The sequence below is a fragment of the Fortiea contorta PCC 7126 genome, from assembly GCF_000332295.1.
In the GTDB taxonomy this organism is placed as follows: domain Bacteria; phylum Cyanobacteriota; class Cyanobacteriia; order Cyanobacteriales; family Nostocaceae; genus Fortiea; species Fortiea contorta.
In genome coordinates this window covers 4536701-4554640 of the sequence record NZ_KB235930.1, presented here as the reverse complement: position 1 = coordinate 4554640, position 17940 = coordinate 4536701, and the positions used below count along the sequence as shown (strand labels likewise).

Below are 17940 nucleotides of genomic sequence, written 5' to 3'. Positions count from 1 at the left end.
GTAGCGTCACCCGGAGGGGGTTTCCACGCCACTTGCTCTCATACATATACTGAGGTTTTTTCTCCAAATCAAATCGGATTGCTATAAGTTACTTCTTAATAGAATAAAAAATGTATTATTGGTGTCACTGAGTTGATTACCATCAGCGTCTTTTCCAAAAATATATTCATTATTAGTCCAGGAAAAACTGAGTATTGAAAATTTATTATTATCCCCAAATTTTAACAAAGCACTAGCGCCATATCGAGAGCGTGTAAAATTTTCATTAATAGGTGTATAGTATCCCGAAATTTGAAAATTTTGATTGAACGTAATTGTTAAATCTGTTGTCAAACTGTTTTGAGAAGAATTAGGCAATATATTACCAAAACTATTTGTTAAACCTAGTGAAATATTCCCAATATTCGCTCTAGCACTAAGATTAAGTGAATTTTTAATTGAATTAATCACAATATCATCAACGGGAGTTTCGCCGTCTAAAGCATAATTAACAGATGCGGATAAGAACAGATTAGTATGGGAATTTAATTTCAGGTTTTTGCTAATGCCACCTTGTACTTGACTATAGTATTCATTGTCAGGATTTGCGTAAGCGATCGCACCAGTAAAAAAAGTCCATCCATCCAATGTGTTTCTTGTAAAATCAGTGCCAATATAAGCTTTTAAATTATCATCGCCGATAATGCCAGCGTAGTAACGCCAGATATTTTCGTTACTGGTAATATTGCCACTAAAGCTAATATGTGGATAATATTTTTTATCTTCAGTCAGTGTACTATACGTAATATAATTCACATCTTGATTAGAGATTGTCAGATATATTTGAGCGTAATAATCTTTTAAAGTTGCTGTGGAAAAACTTTGATTATTGACTAATGATAACAAACTCACATTAGAATTAGCCCCGCCTTCTGCACCAGATGCACTTACTATCCTTTGAGGAGACAAGATTTGATAATAAGACTTACTGTATCTACTATATTTAGATATTGGTGAAGTTCCAATCCAGATACTATTAAAAGTAGAAGCAGGCGTATTTTCTTGAGGTGGGGGAGTTTTTGCTCTGCCAATACCAGCATGATAAAACATCAAACTATTGGGTGGCGTCCAGACATTATTTGCAGCAAAAATCAGGTTTTTGTTGATGTTTTGATTTACAGGTTTTGAGCTATCAGCCAACTTTGGATTAGCATCTGGTAGAAATAAACTAGCTAATTGTGCAGCAGAGTTTAATAACCTATTATCATCATTAGCCATTACCGTTAAACTGCGGACTGTACGACCGATAACAGCTTCTTGATCATTGGCTTTAATAACTTGGTTAACCGTAGAGTAAATCCCCACAGGTGTATTTTCTAAATTTTCAGTTCTTCTAATAGAAACCTTATCTGCTTGCAAATTACCAAATGTATAACCAGAATTGGGGAAAAATAAATTTATACCAACTTCTTGACCATTAGCTCCTTGTTGAAAACCTGGCTCTTTAATAGCTGCTAAAGATTCAGGTGTAACTATATTTGCTAATTGAGAAGGTTGAAAAATTTCTTTAGGTAGTAAAGTATCTTGATCAATTGCATTACGATTGGTAACAACTCCAGGCGTAAATGTACATTGCTTATCTGGATTAGTACCAGGAAATATACAAGACCCAACTAAACTTAATTGGATTTGTGTACCTAATAAAGTTCTTGGTTCTTGAATATTAACTGTAATTTTCTTTTTCGTATTTACAGTTTGTAGTTGTATATAGCTACCTATTTGTCGCAGCGTGAAAATATTCTTTTTAGTTAAACTCTCTTCTACCTGATCACTTAATCTAAAGATAGCATTAACATCAAAAACTCTATTCTGAGCATCACCAAAACTATTAGTTAGAATAACATCCCTATTCGTTAAATGATTAATATTTCTACCGTTGATTGGTATTGTAGTTAAGAAGGTATTAAGTTTGTTTTTAGGGATTATCCGAGGAGCAGTAATATACTCTGTATTCTCTGGCTTTGTTTTGGGAATCTGTTGATTATTCTGTGCAATAGAAGAATAATTTTTTTCATTTAAATCACAAGACAGATTGTTTATTTTTGCTTCTAAATCTGCAACTCTAGTAAATTCTGGTTTCCTAATCAGGTCTGGTGAACAACTTTGAACATCAGTTAGTTTAGTTTCTAAATCTGCTACCCTAGTGAATTTTGGCTCAACAATGATATTGGGTATATGTAAAGGCGTATATTTTGTTATATTTTTTAAATCTTTTACATGAATTAGTGGAAATGAATCAGCTACAAATAAAGATTTGGTTTTGGGACTTGCAACATACTCTAGTTGATTGTTAAATTCAAAATTATCTAAATATAAAGTATTAAGTTGTGAGAATTCAAAAAAAAGCATTAGATAAATGACACACTATGTTTAATGATGCCATAGTCTTGAAATAGAGACACGAACGTTCGCGTCTCTATTTAAACAACATTGAACTAGTTAGGGTGAAGCATCTAATATATTTTCACCCTGAACTCTAGTAAGCGTAGTAGATGTATTCATTACCCCCCTAATTGTTGATCACGCGTAAATTGTGATTGTTTTGGGGATGATAGCGAGCGATTAACTATTGACCAAGTTTAACCAAGTTGGTATCGCCATAGTTTAAGTTTGGTTTTGCATTTAAACTGTTATTTTGTGTTGTACTTGGTTGTGTATCACCATCAGCTTTAATCTCACCTACAACTCCACTAATATTAATATTGCCTAGTTCATCACTATTCTTAGCTGTAACAGTTAAGGCTCCAGCACTGCCAACTGCGGTTGCTGTGTTGCTTGTAAAACCTACGTTGATCCCCAAAATACCTGCGCCAACAGAAACGTTAGTAGCTGTTGCTGCGGCATTATTTTTACCTACAGCAGCAGATACTGCAGCGCCCGTAATCTTGCCATTGCTGTCTACAGAGAAAGCAGCAGAACCAGCAGCAGCACCTTCACCAGCAGATGCTTGAGAAGAAACACCAAAGATACCAGCAGAGATTGCAAATAGAGCAACAGCGATTTTTGCGTTGAATTTCATGGATTGATTAGTTGTAAGTGGAGATACAAATCCCTTCAAGAAAAAATAAGTATTTTTTCTTAAGTGCTTATTGCTGAATATAAACCTTGAAAATATGTTTGCTTTTTTTAATTGTCAATATTTACAGTATCTTTACGTGCAAAACTGTAAAATCTTTATACTCTGGCAAGAAAAATACTAAGTATAGCTTCACAATAGACTGACATTTCCTAGAAAGTGGCAGGAAACTGCTTTCTTTCCTAAGTAAAATATTGATATTCATCCTATTTATCATGGGTAAATGCTGATGAGTTCCCAATTAGAAGCAATATTAAAGCAAGCCCAAGGGTTATCAACAGAGGAACAGCTAGAATTAATTCGGCAATTAACAGAGCAAGTATCTACACAGTCGGAAACTCAAGCCAAACCAAAGCGTCAAGTGACCGATTTTTATGGAATAGCCCCCAATTTATTGTCTGGAATGGATGCTCAAGAGTGGGTTGAGCAACTGCGTTCTGAGTGGGACGAACGGGAAAGTATGTTCAGTTAACCAGCATGAAGATTGATGTTGCGTTCCAAGGGATAAAGAAGGTTTTTTTGGATACTGCTCCAGTTATTTACTGGGACAAACTAAATCTCAACAAAATTTCACAGATATGCTGACGAATACCACACTCCTGATCATGCTGAAAAAAATTTCCTCAGCTTGTTAAAAATCTGCAAACATCTGGGGAGCACTAAGATTTAGCAGCGCATAATAACCAAATAGCGAGCATTGAGCAGATGATAACCTCATGGTTGAAGAAAATGGATCGATTCGCACCCTATCAGTAGATATTGGTGGTAGCGGCGTTAAGGCTATAGTATTGGATGTTACGGGGACTCCCTTAACAGAAAGAGGGCGTTTAGATACACCCCAACCTGCGACACCAGAAATGGTGATTAATGCGATCGCAGTTTTAGCCGCAGCACAGGGAGAGTTTCATCGCGCCTCCGTAGGATTTCCCGGTGTAGTCCGCAGCGGTGTCACAGAAACAGCAGCCAATTTACACAGAGATTGGATTGGTTTTGACCTAGCCGCAGTACTTTCAAGGCAATTAAACAAGCCAGTGCGGGTAATTAATGATGCAGATATGCAAGGGTTGGGAGCGATCGCCGGCAAAGGTGTAGAACTGGTAATCACCCTAGGTACTGGATTCGGTTCCGCATTATTTGTAGACGGGAAACTAGTACCCAACATGGAAATGGGACATCATCAGTTTCGCAAAGGAGAAACCTACGAGCAACAGCTAGGGCGAGCGACGCTAGAAAAAATCGGCGAGAAAAGATGGAATAAGCGATTAGAAAAAGCGATCGCTTCTTTGCAACACCTCTTCAATTATGATTGTCTCTACATAGGCGGTGGGGAAGCCGTCAGAGTTAACATCCATCTCCCTCTCAACGTCAAACTCATCCCCAACATCACAGGCCTATTAGGTGGTATTGCTTTGTGGCGAAATTAGAGTGTCTCTTGTGCAGGTTAGAACACTTGAACTATTATACAGCCTAGCATCTGTCTGAGATAAATATCGAATGCGCCCCGGTGAGTGCAGCCACACTCAACCGAGACGACTTCTCCCAAGTCCGAGTACCCGAACTAGGAGCTATTTAAGTATGCCAAAACCTAGATACGACGAAGAAGAAAACAAATCACGTCACGCAGCTACCGATGAAGGTAAGTGCGAGGAGATGTCACGCAAATACGGTTGGGAATTGATCGAAGTTGAAAAGACACCCGACGAGCCTATCTTCAAGGCTGATTGCGTATTTGCAGGCAAAACCGAGTTTCCCAAGTCTTATAACGAAAATGAACAGGAGTTAGATTAATGCATAAGTACATTATTTTTCAGGCTGAACCCAGTGCAGAAGGATGGGAGAACCGAAAGTTACAGCACACCCAAGCACTTACTCGGATTCTCACTGAACACTGGGATTCCTCTGATAAACAAATTCCTGAACCAGGGTATCGCCCGACTGAGTTTATTCGCGTTGAAGCACTTCACGATCCCAAACAACACGCACACAGCACCCACTATCGAAAAGGGGATTGGGAAGTTACACGGGTGGAAACCTATACACCTGATGTGTCGATGGGAAAATACGATATGGTCGTAATTTGCTACTGCAAGTATAATCCCATCAACGCCCCCCTCAAGCCGATGCCAGAGCGTCAAGTTTCCGTTGATTCGTTTGGAGGGGATGAGGAAGCCTACAAGCAGTGGCTAGAGTCCCAAAAGCCAACTGCTGAGGTGTGAACGACGGTGGGGAGGTGGGGAGTGTGGGGAGTGTGGGAGGTGTGGGAGGTGTGGGAGGTGTGGGGAGTGTGGGGGGTGTGGGAAGTGTGGGGAGTGTGGGGGGTGTGGGGGGTGTGGGAGGTGTGGGGAGTGTGGGAGGTGTGGGGAGTGATGGGGTATGGAACCTCAAGCGTCAGCCTTTGAACCTCAAGCGTCAGCCTTTGAACCTCAAGCGTCAGCCTTTGAACCTCAAGCGTCAGCCTTTGAACCTCAAGCGTCAGCCTTTGAACCTCAAGCGTCAGCCTTTGAACCTCAAGCGTCAGCCTTTGAACCTCAAGCGTCAGCCTTTGAACCTCAAGCGTCAGCCTTTGAACCTCAAGCGCGAGCCTTTGAACCTCAAGCGCGAGCCTTTGAGCCTGACGCTTAATCCCCATCACCCCATCACCCCATCACCCCATCACCCCATCACCCCACCTCCCCACACTCCCCACCTCCCCATACCTTAATCTTTCAGAAGCGAACATCACCGCTAAGATAAAGATGGATATTGTTGAGATTTGTATAGTTAGGGATTAGCTGTCATGGCTCCCGCCGTTTTAATTCAAAATTTGCGAAAGTCCTACGGTAGCGTTGAAGCCGTCAAAGATGTCTCTTTCCAAGTCGAACCTGGAGAAATCTTTGGCTTACTTGGCCCCAACGGTGCTGGTAAGACTACGACCTTACGAGCCTTGTGTACACTCACCACACCAGATGCTGGCAAAATCGAAGTATCTGGTATCTCCGTGTTAGATCATCCCAGAATCGCCAGACAACGCCTAGGTTATGTAGCCCAGGAAGTCGCTTTAGATAAAGTCCTGACGGGAAGAGAATTGCTGCAATTGCAAGCGGCGCTTTATCATCTCCCCAACGCTACTGGGAAACAGCGGATTGACACAGTGCTAGATTTACTCGGCTTGCAAGAATACGCTAACAAAAAAACAGGAACCTACTCCGGGGGTTTACGTAAACGCCTAGACTTGGCGGCTGGATTACTTCATGCGCCGGATGTGCTGGTACTGGACGAGCCGACGGTGGGACTTGACATTGAAAGCCGTTTTGTGGTCTGGGAATTCTTGCGGAAATTGCGCGCGTCTGGAACTACGGTAGTAATTACCAGCCATTATTTAGAAGAGATTGACGCACTGAGCGATCGCGTGGCGATAATTGATCGGGGAATCGTGATAGCCAACGGTACACCTTCGCAGTTAAAAGATCAAGTAGGGGGCGATCGCATCACATTACGCATTCGAGAATTTTCCCCCCTAGAAGAAGTCGAAATTGCCAAAAATCTTCTGCAAGATCTGCCATTTGTGCAAGAAGCGATCGTCAACACCGCCCAAGGAAATTCTCTCAACTTAGTGGTGACACCACAAAACGATGCGCTGATTACTATCCAGCAAAAACTCAATGCTGCAGGCTTGCCCATTTTTAGTATCGCTCAATCCCGCCCCAGCCTGGACGACGTTTATCTCGCCGCCACAGGTAAAACCTTAATGGATGCGGAACTCGCAGCAGTTGCTAATCGTGATCCAAAAGCCGAGAAAAAGCAGAATATGAGATAGGGGATGAGGGATGGGGAGATGGGGAGATGGGGGGATGGGGTGATGGGAAGCTTCCAGTTCAAAGGCTGGCGCTTGAGGCTTAAAGACTGACCCTTTAATTCCCACCTCCCCACCTCCCCACCTCCCCACCTCCCCATCTCCCCACACTCCCCACCTCCCCATTCCCAAATTACTATGAGCGTTACCCCAAAATCTGATCTAAATTGGCAACCAGCAACATCACCGCAAGTATCCATAGATACTAATAATAATTTTTTCGGTGACTTAGTACAAGAGACATTAGCTCTCACTCGGCGCTTGTTTATTCAATTGCAACGCCGCCCCTCCAGCTTGGTAGCAGGGATTATTCAACCAGTGATGTGGTTGGTGCTATTTGGTGCGTTGTTCCAAAACGCCCCTAAAGGCATGTTTGGAGATACGACAAATTACGGGCAATTTCTTAGTGCTGGTGTGATTGTTTTTACAGCTTTTGCTGGGGCACTAAATGCTGGTTTACCCGTCATGTTTGATCGAGAGTTCGGCTTTTTAAATCGGTTGCTGGTGGCGCCTCTAGCATCTCGGTTTTCCATTGTTTTTGCTTCGGCAATCTTTATTATTAGTCAAAGTTTGTTGCAGGCTGCGGTGATTGTCGTTGCTGCAGCTTTCTTAGGAGCAGGACTACCGGATGCAGCAGGTTTAAGCGCGATCGCCCTGATTGTCTTCTTGCTAGCTTTGGGTGTGACAGCGATTTCTCTGGGTTTGGCTTTCGCTCTACCCGGACATATTGAACTAATTGCAGTAATTTTTGTAGTTAACTTACCATTATTATTCGCCAGCACCGCCCTAGCACCCTTATCTTTCATGCCTAAATGGCTACAAATTATCGCCACCCTCAATCCCCTCAGCTACGCCATTGAACCAATCCGCTATCTCTATCTCCACAACAATTGGGGATTAGGAAGTGTAGTCATGCAGGCGCCTTGGGGCAGTGTTACCTTTGGGGGAGCAATATTAATCTTACTGGGTTTTGCCTTCGTCGCCTTGTTAAGCATTCAACCGCAACTCAGACGCACTCTTGCATAAGATATAAGCATGATTTAATCACGACAATTTTAGGGTCAAAAACATGAAAAACCCGTTTCTACCTCTGACTAAGCTGACAATCGCCATGATTGTCGGCATTAGCTTTGCTCCATTGCTCTTAGCTCAACCCAGTTTAGCTGACTACGGCGCTGCTAGTCCCTTCCCCAGCACCAATTCAGAAAAGGATAATAACAATCCATATTCTCCGAATAGCTCAGACTTTAACATGTTTGACCTGATTCATCGGGCAAATTTTGGTAACATCAACTGGGATGCTAACCAACAAAACCAAAAACTAGACGAAGCCGCAGAAGCTTATAAACAAATTCAGCAACAACGGTTCCAAAATTCACAAAACAAACCTACACCTGTTGCGCCCTCAACTGAACCATCAGCGAATAAACCTTTACCAAATAATTGAGGAAGTCAAGTCATACCTAACCTTTACGTCCATATTTAGGTATGAGAATCGTTGTGGAGACGTAAAATTTTACGTCTCTACACCCAAATCCATAGCAGAATTTAGCAATTGCACAAATTTACTCTTGCTTCATCTTCCACAAGAGGGTAATTCTTGTTAACTTAAAGGGATGTTAATTAATGCTGAACTTCTACTGCAATACCAGCGCTGTAAGCGTAGACCATTTTTAGATATCCACGGTGACAGGAGTCAGCGTGATGCGCCAAGTGAATTGTTAGTCAAACTGCAACAAGACAAAATCGCTTACCAATTAGGTGTTTTGGCTAAGTTTACATATAGCCGTCCAGAATATCCCAAAGGCAATTGGGGAGCAGGTCAAGCTGCAACTTTGGAATTGATGCAGCGTGGAGTTGAGTATATTCATCAAGGTGTACTGTTAGCAAATTATCATGATTTGAGTGAAAGCATCTCAGAATTTGCTGAGGATAAAGATTATACTTGCCTCAGTCGTCCTGATTTACTGATTAAACAGCCGGGAAAATCTCGCTTTGGGGATTGGGTATATGTACCAGCAAATATCGAACTGGGTAAACGCCCGAAGCAAGAATATCAAGTAGTCATAGCCTTTCACACCCAAGTTTTAGGGATAGTACAAGGGGTAAGACCTAAAATAGCTTGGCTAAAATTGCGTAGCAAAGATACAGGTTATGCTGTGGATTTGCTGAAATGGACGCCACAGATGCAGCAGATTTTAGCAGAGATGATACAAGCTTTAGAAACGCCTGATGCACCAGAGGTGTTTATTTCTCGCCAAAAATGTAACCTGTGTCACTGGTATAGTCAATGTTATGCGATCGCACAAGCTCAAAAACATCTCTCACTCTTGCCAGGCATCACACCCATCCGCTACACTCAACTGCAAGCTCTGGAGATTACCAGTTTAGAAGCTCTCGCCCACACTGACCCCAGCGTTTTAGAAAATCTTGTCGGGTTTGACAGGGAAGTTGCACCCAAATTAATCATACAAGCGCAATCTTCACTGCAAAAGCGCCCGTTCGTATTACCATACCCACTGCACACAGAAAGCGTTACCTTCAGCGCTCCCATCGAAATATACTTTGATATCGAAGCCCAACCAGATTTAAACTTAGATTATCTTTTAGGCGTCTTGGTTGTCGATACGCAAACCAAAACCGAAAAATTTTATTCGTTCCTCGCAGAACAACCAGAACAAGAAGCCTTAATTTGGCAACAATTTCTAGATTTAGTGGGGAAATATCCCCAGGCGCCGATTTATCATTTCTGCGTTTACGAATTCGATACAGTCAAAAGGTTAGCAAATTTGTATCGCACACCCCACACTGCAGTCAATCCGGTATTAAATCGGTTCGTGGATATATACGAACAATTAACCCAATCCGTCGCTTTACCCATCGAAAGTTACGCCCTCAAAGCGATCGCTCGGTGGTTAGGATTTGAATGGCGCAATCCCGAAGCCAGCGGTGCCAAGTGTATTTACTGGTATGATCAGTGGTTAGAAACAGGCGATCGCACTTTATTAGAAACCATCAAACTCTACAACGAAGACGATTGCCGCGCCACCCATAGTGTTAAAAATTGGCTGGTGGAATTTAGGGAGTTAGGAGCTAGGGGATAGGGGATAGGGGGAAGTGTGGGAGGTGTGGGAGGAAGGAGGAGGGGGAGGTGTGGGAGGTGTGGGAGGTGTGGGAGGTGTGGGAGGAAGGAGAAGATAGCAAGCGTCAGCATAAGTTCTTTTTTTATTCTCTCATCTCCCCACACTCCCCATCTCCCCACACTCCCCATCTCCCCATCTCCCCATCTCCCCACACTCCCCATCTCCCCACACTCCCCATCTCCCCATCTCCCCATCTCCCCATCTCCCCACACTCCCCACACTCCCCACACTCCCCACACTCCCCACACTCCCCATCTCCCCACCTCCCCACCTCCCCACACTCCCACGTGCATGATATCGTGTTGTGTGAATTGCACAACTAAACGCTATTTATGCAGTTAATCAAGAAACTCTTAACTTGGCCGAGGATTATTTATTTTATTATTCCGATTGCTATTTCCAGTCTATTTTTATTCTTTAGTAATTTAGCATCTGCATCTGCGATCGTCAGCAGCATAGAGTTCATTGGACAAGCCACCTTCCCCACAGGATTATCCTTCCAAAAAACTCAACTGGGAGGATTATCAGGCATTACCTATGATGCCAAGAATAATCTTTATTATGCCATCTCCGACGATCGCAGTGAAAAAGCGCCAGCGCGATTCTACACTTTGAAAATTGACCTCAGCAAAGGTACACTCAAGGATAGCGACGTTGTGCCTGTGGGTGTCACCACTCTATTAAACGACAACGGGAAAAAGTTTTCCCCAGGAACCAGTGACACCGAAGGTATCGCCTTCACCAGTAAAGAAACAATATTTGTCTCTTCCGAAGGCGACGCTGCACAATTAATTAACCCGTTTATCAAAGAATTCTCAATATCTTCCGGACAAGTAATTACAACACTACCGATCCCTGACAAATTTCTTCCAGACAAAAACGGTAAACAAGGAATCCGCAACAACTTAGCTTTTGAAAGCCTCACCATCACACCCGACGAAAAGCAATTATTTACCGCCACCGAAAATGCTTTAATTCAAGATGGTCAAGCAGCCCAACCAAAAATCAGCACCCCTTGCCGCATCCTACAATACAACCTGCTCACCAACCAACCAGAAAAAGAATATCTTTACCCAACAGAACCAATTACGCCCCTCTTCAACCTTACAGGCAAATACGCCAGCGGCTTACCAGATTTCATCGCCCTCGATAATCAAGGAAATTTTCTCAGTATAGAACGAGCTTTCACAGGCTTAGGATTTGCAATTTCCCTATTTGAAATTTCCTTAGCTGATGCTGACGACATCCACAACATCAATAGCCTTTTAGCTGTTGACATCAAAACAATCAAACCCGTACAGAAAAAAAAGCTATTAGATTTAGGAACCATACCAGCGCCACTCGACAACATCGAAGGTTTAACCTTAGGTGCAAAATTACCAGATGGACAACCGACATTAATTCTGGTTAGTGACAACAACTTTAACCGCCTCCAGCGCACCCAAATATTAGCCTTTAAACTCAAAATTGAATCACCCTTAATCAGATTCCTCCGCCGTTTATTACCTAAATTTTAAGCTTTCATGCTTTGGTGTCAGGGGTTAGCTTCGTAGGGTGTGCGCTCCCGCGAAAGTACTGGACTGACACAGCTAAAATGTTGCAATAGATGTTTATTTTTGTAGGGTGCGTTACTTCGTTAACGCACCGTCTTAACTTCATTGGTGGTGCGTTACGCTTCGCTACAACGCACCCTACTAATGTACTATTTAAGGCTAGATTTTTATTTTTGTTTACCCATTACCCATTACCAATTACCCATTACCCATATCCTTTTTTCAAAAAAATGCCAACTTGGCTAAACTGTGGGCAAAGACGGAGTATTCTGTATTTATGTACATTCCCAGTGCGTCATCCAATACCATAGGTTTCCCATAACCAATTGCGGATGAATATATGGATATAGCAGTTAGAAATCACCACTCAAACTGGAAAATTGAGACACGGGAATAAATAGTATTTTTGGCAATTCTGACCACCTGAATTATGTACCTTGCTTTTCACCTCCAGCAAGTATTACGCGATGCTGTACTAATACCAGTTCTCTAAAAGCTAGCCAAAGATTTCTAGTCATAAACCTCTAAAAAATCTGACTTCTCTAATTACGAATTATGTAGAAGTGTAGGAGTTGACTATAGGCTAGTGCGGCTATTTTTACCGAAGAAAGGATGTAGACCAAACTGCATCTCTATCTTGAAAAGTTTTGCGCTCCTGTTACCCGGACGCGCAACGCCAGTTTTTTCAAGTTCAGACTTCTTGTCAACCTTTAGTTAGGCAAATTAAATTAGGGTTGCTTATGAACTACGACATAAATTCTTCTCAAAAAAATTACCAAAAAGCTATCAGTCCAGAACAATTGAATCAGATTATTGAAGCTATTGCTGATGGTAGATACTCTTGGGCTTGTGTCCTAATTTTACGTTTTGTTGGTTACAATCCCCTCCATTTTATTCCCCAGCGGACTTATAGCCGATTAATCAAAGAAAATACCCAAACTCCTGCTTCTTCTTTATCTACTAATAGGCAGACATCAACAAATATCCCATCCACGGTTCATAATTCTCATCAAAAAAATCCATCTCAGGTTTTAAACAAAATTAATGACCTAGATTATTTAGAAACATTCGACCACAAGCAAACTCGTCATTCAGAAAACAAAAATACGGCACGCTCAGTTACAACATCTAACATGCCGATACAATTTAGTTAACGATATTTTTAGGGGCATATCATCCTATTTTTTATTTAGCTTTTGTTCTACTACTGCTGTGCCCCTATGTTGTCATATTCAATTGTTCAGGAACTAACCAAACCAATCTGAAGCCATTAAAGCTGGATTTGTGATTTCGGGAATATGTAATCTGATTGCTTCTGATTCTTCGCGCAAAATATCTTCAATTCCTTGGCGGATAATTGCTTCTATTTGAGATAGATATCCCAGATATTGATGGAGATAATCTCCAGATATTAATGCTTGCTCCTCTTGGCTAACTGATACATAATAATTAGGAATTCTATTCAAAACATAGACTATTAAATTTTGCCTAAAGTCAGGATTTGCAAAAATTTCTTGATATGGATGGTGAGGATAAGTTTCTAAAACTCTCTCAATCTCTTGAGTCACCAATTGATTAGTTAAGTTGACGAGGCTTTTAGACATTATTATTATCACAAATCACCAAATTCAAAACAATCCTAAATTTATAGTTTGTTGCCATGCATTTTCAAAGGTAATTCCCTGTTTAGTGGCAATGTATAATAATACTATGGCTGCAGAACGTAGGGAATTATCGCAATGAATTAAAATTGGCTTGGGTAATTCACTAATTGCTTGAAAGGCTAAAAGTGTAGATTGACGATTAATCTCCTCAGCTTTTATCGGCATATTGACATAACATAAGCCTAATAGCTCAGTTTTTTCTTGTTCATAATCAAGCCAACCTTGCTCATCTGATGCTCGTAGATTTAGTACGGATTTATAACCGTCCTCAGCAATTTGTTGTAACTGAAATGGGACGATTTGTCCAGAGATAGCTAACTGCTCATTAATCTTTCTAACAGGATTTATCATACCAAACGATTTATCAAACAATGATGAGTGCGAAAGAACAATTCCACTCAAAAATTAAATTTGAAATATTTGCTATTATTTATAATCTAAAAGAAAAGTTTGAGGAACTTGTGAGGAAATTACCCATGAGAAAAATTGACGCATCTATGAGCACGTCAAAAATCATGCAAATATATTGATAGACAGCTTGACTTTAATCGTTCAACACAAGTACTTGGTGCAACTTATTTAATAAATCGTTGGCTGTGTAGGGCTTTGACAACACAGCTTGCACTTGGACTTCCATAGCTTGCATCCGCGATCCATGAGTATTGAGTCCACTCGAAGTGATCACGTTTACTAACGGGTTCATCTTCTGCAAGGTGCGAATAGCCGTGATCCCATCCATTTCTGGCATCATCACATCCATAACCACAGCACTAATTTGATGCTTATGCTGGGCATAAGTAGCGATCGCCTCAATACCATTACTCGCAGTCAATGTCCTATAATAGTTACTCTCCAAAATAATTGTGATGACATCACGAATTTGCACCTCATCATCTACAACCAAAATTAATTCCCCATTTCCTTTCGGTAACTCTGAGTCTGCCGCATTTGCAGCAGGAGTTGCCTCTACCGCAGGCAAGAACAATTTAAATTCACTACCCTGATTAACTTGGCTAGACACATTCATAAAACCGCCGTGGCTCCGAATAATGCCCAGCGCCGTTGAAAGACCAAGCCCTGTACCTGAACCTACATCTTTTGTAGTGAAAAAAGGCTCAAAAATTCGCTCTTGCAGTTCCGGCGAGATCCCCACTCCCGTATCAGCCACCTTCACCACAATATAATGCCCGACTGCCACATCCAAATTCATCTTGGCGTAGGCTTCATCAATAAAAATATTTTCTGCTAAAATGTTGATGCTACCGCCTTCTGGCATAGCGTCACGGGCATTAACTACCAAATTCATCAACACTTGGTGCAGTTGTGTAGCATCACCATAGACAGCATTCAAGTTTGGGGCTGCGTTGACCGAAAAATCGATCAATTTAGGAAACGTCTGCTTGGCAATTTGGGTGATATCAGCAATCAAATGCTTGAGTTGGATGATTGTCCGCTGTCCTTGAGATCCCCGCGCAAATGACAACACTTGCTTGACCAAATCTCCTCCCCGTTTGGCATTATTCTCGACAATTGCTAACAATTGTTGGTAACGTTCCTCAGTGTGTTCATACCTGCGTAGCATTTGTGACGATGCCAAAATAGGCGTCAAGATATTATTTAAATCATGGGCAATACCACCCGCCAGAGTACCCACACTCTCCAATCGTTGAGCGCGGAAAAATTGCGTTTGCAGTTGTTTCTTTTCTGTGATGTCGGTGTCAACCGAGAGGATAGATATGGGTTGTCCCGCCGCGTTCCGCACCAAAGTCCAGCGGCTTTCCACAATTACTTCTTTTCCAGATTTTTGTAACTTCTTTAACTCACCATGCCACGCACCTTGTTCCAAGACGGTGTTTACAGCTTCTTGCAACTGGGGAGAATTTTCTGCATACAACAGCTCATTGACTTTTTTCCCCACAGCTTCCTGCTCTTGCCAACCATACAGTTTCTCGGCGCCTTGATTCCAGAACAAAATCCGAGTTTGCAAATCTCGCACCATAATTGCATCAGTAGTAATATCAAGTAGTGCGGCTTGTTCGCGGATTTTTTGCTCTGCTTGCTTACGCTCAGTAATCTCTCTAGTTGTACCAATCATCCGTAGCGGCTGACCAAATTCGTCATAGTGGACTTGACCCCGACTACTCAACCAGTGAATACTGCCATCAGGCCAAATCACCCGAAATTCCACCGCATATTCGACGCCTTTTTCCACACTGCGCGTAATCATCTGTGACAAATATTCTTGGTCTTCCGGATGAATCAAGTGCACAAAGTCGCCCACACTAGAACATACAGAGCTATTCGGTAAACCACAAACTGATTCCATATCAGGAATCCAAACAACTTCATGACTCAACAGATTCCAATCCCATATCCCCATCCCCGCAGAATCCAGAGCTAAACTCAGTCGTTCCTCACTCTGGCGCAGCGAATCTTCAGCTTGCTTCCGTTCTGTGATATCTTCAGCAATGCCACCGTAGCAATAAACTTCCCCTTGTTCATTGTGAATCGAAAAACAACGATCCCAGATCCAGCGGATTGACCCATCCGGTCGCACAATGCGATACTCTACTTGCGTGAATCCATTGTCCAGTTGTTGCTCTAATTGGGTAACTTTGATTAAATGCCGATCCTCTGGATGTACTGCCTCTATCCAAGCCTGGGGACGTTCTAATAAATCCTCACAGGGGCGTTGCCAAATTTCCTCATAAGCAGGACTAACATAAGATGTATGGAATGTATTTGGATTCACCATCCAAATCACCGCATGGATAGTTTCGGCAAAATTGCGAAATTTCTCCTCACTTTGCCGCAAAGCTGACTCTATTTCCTTGCGTTCGGTGACATCTCTTCCTACCGCTTGGAACTCAACCACCTCTTGTGTATTATTCTCAATAGCCGTCAGGTTCCATTCAAACCAACGCACACCGTTAACTGTGAGTATCCGGCGTTCGCCAGTTTTTAGCGCCTGGGGTGAAGATGCTAAATTATTGATACTTGCTATCACATAAGGCAAATCATCTCGATGGACAAACTCAAATACCGATTGATCCCGCAGTTGATCAATTGATAAACCCAATGCTCGACTAGCTGCTAAATTGGCAAAGTTAACCTTTCCCTTTAAATCGAAGCGGAACACTAATTCTGATTGACTTTCCACCAAATCACGATAAAGCTTTTCACTTTGTCGCAAAGCTTCTTCCACTCTTTGGCGTTCTGCAATTTCTCCTTGCAAACGTGCATTCACACAACAAAGCTCGGCGGTGCGTTCTGCTACCCGCATTTCTAATTCATCGTGGGCGCGGCGTAGTGTATGTTCTAATATTTTGCGTTCTGTAATATTACTGAATGACCAGCGCCAGCCGTTATCTATGGGAACTGCTCTCATACTCGCGGGGAAAGCCTCACCACCCCTTGGTTGTAAGTTTAGTTCCCAATGCTGTAACTGTTGCCAATTCTGCAATTGCAAGATAAAAGCTGAATAGTCCTGTTGAGCAATAAATACTACTAAAGGCTTACCCACTAAAAACTTTTGCTGCACACCAAGCATAATTGCGGCGGCTTGGTTAGCTTCCTGAATAATACCTTGAGTATCGGTTACTAAATAACCATCGGGAGCAAATTCAAATAAATCTTGATAGCGCTGGCGTTCCAATTCTGCTATTTCATGAGCCGTGGCTAGTTCTTCGTTTCGCTGACGTAACTCTTCTTCTACCACCTGGAGTTCTTCTAAAGTTTGCTGGATCTCTTCATACCCTAGCCTCAATTCAGTAGATTGTGCTTCCACCCATTGCTTGAGCAGATGATAAGTTTGAGCACGCGTCTGCTCTAGGCGTTGGTGTGGACAAATTCCTGTAAATTTGTGGTTGAGATTGAGTGTATTTTGCGGTGGTTGTAAATATTGATTGAGACTTTCTACCACACTGACTATTTTGACTAAATCAATAGCTTGCCACAATTTATTCTCCGTGACTATCCCCAATAATTGACCGTTCTCGTCCACAATTGGTAAATGACGAATCCGGAGTTGGTGTAATAGCAACAAAGCAGTAAAAGTGTCGTCAGAGTTTGATTCTGTCAGGGTAACTAGCGGACGCGACATCACCTCCGACACTTTCACATTGAATAAATTCATATCAGAAGCAATGATTCTGATCACGTCTTTTTTTGTAATGATCCCCAATAATTTTGTTGCTTCTACTACCAAGACATAACTACTATCTCGCCGACTACAGATGTTGGTGTTGGACTGCGAATTAAAGTTATTTAGCGCTAAATCACTATCTTGTTCCTGACCCATCAAGGTAATAGCATCAACAAGAGAACTATCAGGGTCAATCGTTAAAGGATAACGATCAATAAGATGAGATAAGTTAGGCAAATTAATTAGCTGCTCATTTAATCGCATAGTTAATTCGTCGATTCCAATTCTCTTAATGACATCAGGACGCTATGGCGACCGCTATAGTAAGCAAATTCTTGATAATCGGCGGCTGTTTAACTTAAATCAGCGCTTATTCTGGGTTTTACTGGATATTACTAGCTCAGATCACGAGGCAATATCCATAATTCATCACGGAAATTCATTATCCACCCTGGGCTAGTGGTCAATATACATTCTGTAGTGATCAAA

General features: G+C 42.0%; 18 protein-coding genes. 12 read left to right on the top strand and 6 right to left on the bottom strand.

The annotated features are described in order from the left end of the window. Positions 1-81: 81 nt before the first annotated feature. Entirely contained in the window at positions 82-2388 is a 2307-nt protein-coding gene (locus MIC7126_RS28020) for a hypothetical protein (RefSeq protein ID WP_017655153.1), read from the bottom strand. A 217-nt stretch (positions 2389-2605) separates the two neighbouring features. Continuing rightward, positions 2606-3058 (bottom strand): hypothetical protein, encoded by a 453-nt coding sequence (locus MIC7126_RS28685; RefSeq protein WP_017655152.1) that lies wholly within the window; start codon positions 3056-3058, stop codon positions 2606-2608. 286 nt (positions 3059-3344) lie between these two features. On the opposite strand from MIC7126_RS28685, the gene MIC7126_RS0121140 reads away from it, so the two are divergent. The 6 genes from MIC7126_RS0121140 to MIC7126_RS0121110 all read left to right on the top strand — a co-directional run bounded on the left by MIC7126_RS0121140 (position 3345) and on the right by MIC7126_RS0121110 (position 6911). After that, positions 3345-3587, top strand: a complete 243-nt coding sequence (locus MIC7126_RS0121140; RefSeq protein WP_017655151.1) for a hypothetical protein — start codon at positions 3345-3347, stop codon at positions 3585-3587. 244 nt (positions 3588-3831) lie between these two features. After that, on the top strand, positions 3832-4539 hold the full coding sequence (locus MIC7126_RS0121135) for an ROK family protein (protein WP_017655150.1): 708 nt from the start codon (positions 3832-3834) through the stop codon (positions 4537-4539). A 151-nt stretch (positions 4540-4690) separates the two neighbouring features. After that, on the top strand, positions 4691-4903 hold the full coding sequence (locus MIC7126_RS0121130) for a hypothetical protein (protein ID WP_017655149.1): 213 nt from the start codon (positions 4691-4693) through the stop codon (positions 4901-4903). Further along, positions 4903-5331 carry a hypothetical protein gene (locus MIC7126_RS0121125; RefSeq protein WP_017655148.1) on the top strand — a complete coding sequence of 143 codons (429 nt, stop codon included), beginning with the start codon at positions 4903-4905 and terminating at the stop codon, positions 5329-5331. Before MIC7126_RS0121130 ends, MIC7126_RS0121125 begins: the two co-directional genes overlap by 1 nt. Next, positions 5328-5816: a hypothetical protein gene (locus MIC7126_RS31380; RefSeq protein WP_154655942.1), complete on the top strand. Its 489-nt coding sequence runs from the start codon at positions 5328-5330 to the stop codon at positions 5814-5816. Before MIC7126_RS0121125 ends, MIC7126_RS31380 begins: the two co-directional genes overlap by 4 nt. Positions 5817-5891: 75 nt before the next feature. Next, positions 5892-6911 carry an ABC transporter ATP-binding protein gene (locus MIC7126_RS0121110; protein WP_017655145.1) on the top strand — a complete coding sequence of 340 codons (1020 nt, stop codon included), beginning with the start codon at positions 5892-5894 and terminating at the stop codon, positions 6909-6911. Here MIC7126_RS0121110 and MIC7126_RS29620 read toward each other — a convergent pair. Continuing rightward, positions 6840-7073, bottom strand: a complete 234-nt coding sequence (locus MIC7126_RS29620) for a hypothetical protein (RefSeq protein WP_081603057.1) — start codon at positions 7071-7073, stop codon at positions 6840-6842. The genes MIC7126_RS0121110 and MIC7126_RS29620 overlap by 72 nt on opposite strands. Before the next feature lie 12 nt (positions 7074-7085). Between MIC7126_RS29620 and MIC7126_RS0121100 the strand changes: the two genes are divergently transcribed. From MIC7126_RS0121100 to MIC7126_RS30675, 6 genes are all read left to right on the top strand, one after another. Next, a complete protein-coding gene (locus MIC7126_RS0121100; protein ID WP_017655144.1) occupies positions 7086-7973 on the top strand; it encodes an ABC transporter permease in 888 nt (295 codons plus the stop codon). A 43-nt stretch (positions 7974-8016) separates the two neighbouring features. Beyond that, positions 8017-8394 carry a hypothetical protein gene (locus MIC7126_RS0121095; RefSeq protein WP_017655143.1) on the top strand — a complete coding sequence of 126 codons (378 nt, stop codon included), beginning with the start codon at positions 8017-8019 and terminating at the stop codon, positions 8392-8394. Positions 8395-8563: 169 nt separating this feature from the next. After that, the gene (locus MIC7126_RS0121090) at positions 8564-10051 is read left to right on the top strand and encodes a TM0106 family RecB-like putative nuclease (protein ID WP_017655142.1); all 1488 of its coding nucleotides are present in this window, start codon (positions 8564-8566) and stop codon (positions 10049-10051) included. Between the two features lie 47 nt (positions 10052-10098). Further along, entirely contained in the window at positions 10099-10413 is a 315-nt protein-coding gene (locus MIC7126_RS30680; RefSeq protein ID WP_154655941.1) for a hypothetical protein, read from the top strand. Between the two features lie 9 nt (positions 10414-10422). Next, positions 10423-11607, top strand: coding sequence for an esterase-like activity of phytase family protein (locus MIC7126_RS0121075; RefSeq protein ID WP_017655140.1), 1185 nt, complete (start codon positions 10423-10425; stop codon positions 11605-11607). A gap of 776 nt (positions 11608-12383) precedes the next feature. Continuing rightward, positions 12384-12797: a HetP family heterocyst commitment protein gene (locus MIC7126_RS30675; RefSeq protein ID WP_017655139.1), complete on the top strand. Its 414-nt coding sequence runs from the start codon at positions 12384-12386 to the stop codon at positions 12795-12797. A 93-nt stretch (positions 12798-12890) separates the two neighbouring features. Here the strand turns inward: MIC7126_RS30675 and MIC7126_RS0121065 are convergent, their stop codons facing one another. The 3 genes from MIC7126_RS0121065 to MIC7126_RS0121050 form a co-directional block, all read right to left on the bottom strand. Further along, complete coding sequence (locus tag MIC7126_RS0121065) at positions 12891-13247, bottom strand: late competence development ComFB family protein (RefSeq protein WP_017655138.1); 357 nt, start codon at positions 13245-13247, stop codon at positions 12891-12893. Between the two features lie 24 nt (positions 13248-13271). Next, positions 13272-13655 carry a protein tyrosine phosphatase family protein gene (locus tag MIC7126_RS0121060; protein WP_026100433.1) on the bottom strand — a complete coding sequence of 128 codons (384 nt, stop codon included), beginning with the start codon at positions 13653-13655 and terminating at the stop codon, positions 13272-13274. A gap of 196 nt (positions 13656-13851) precedes the next feature. Further along, on the bottom strand, positions 13852-17715 hold the full coding sequence (locus MIC7126_RS0121050; RefSeq protein ID WP_017655135.1) for a PAS domain S-box protein: 3864 nt from the start codon (positions 17713-17715) through the stop codon (positions 13852-13854). Between the last annotated feature and the right edge of the window lie 225 nt (positions 17716-17940).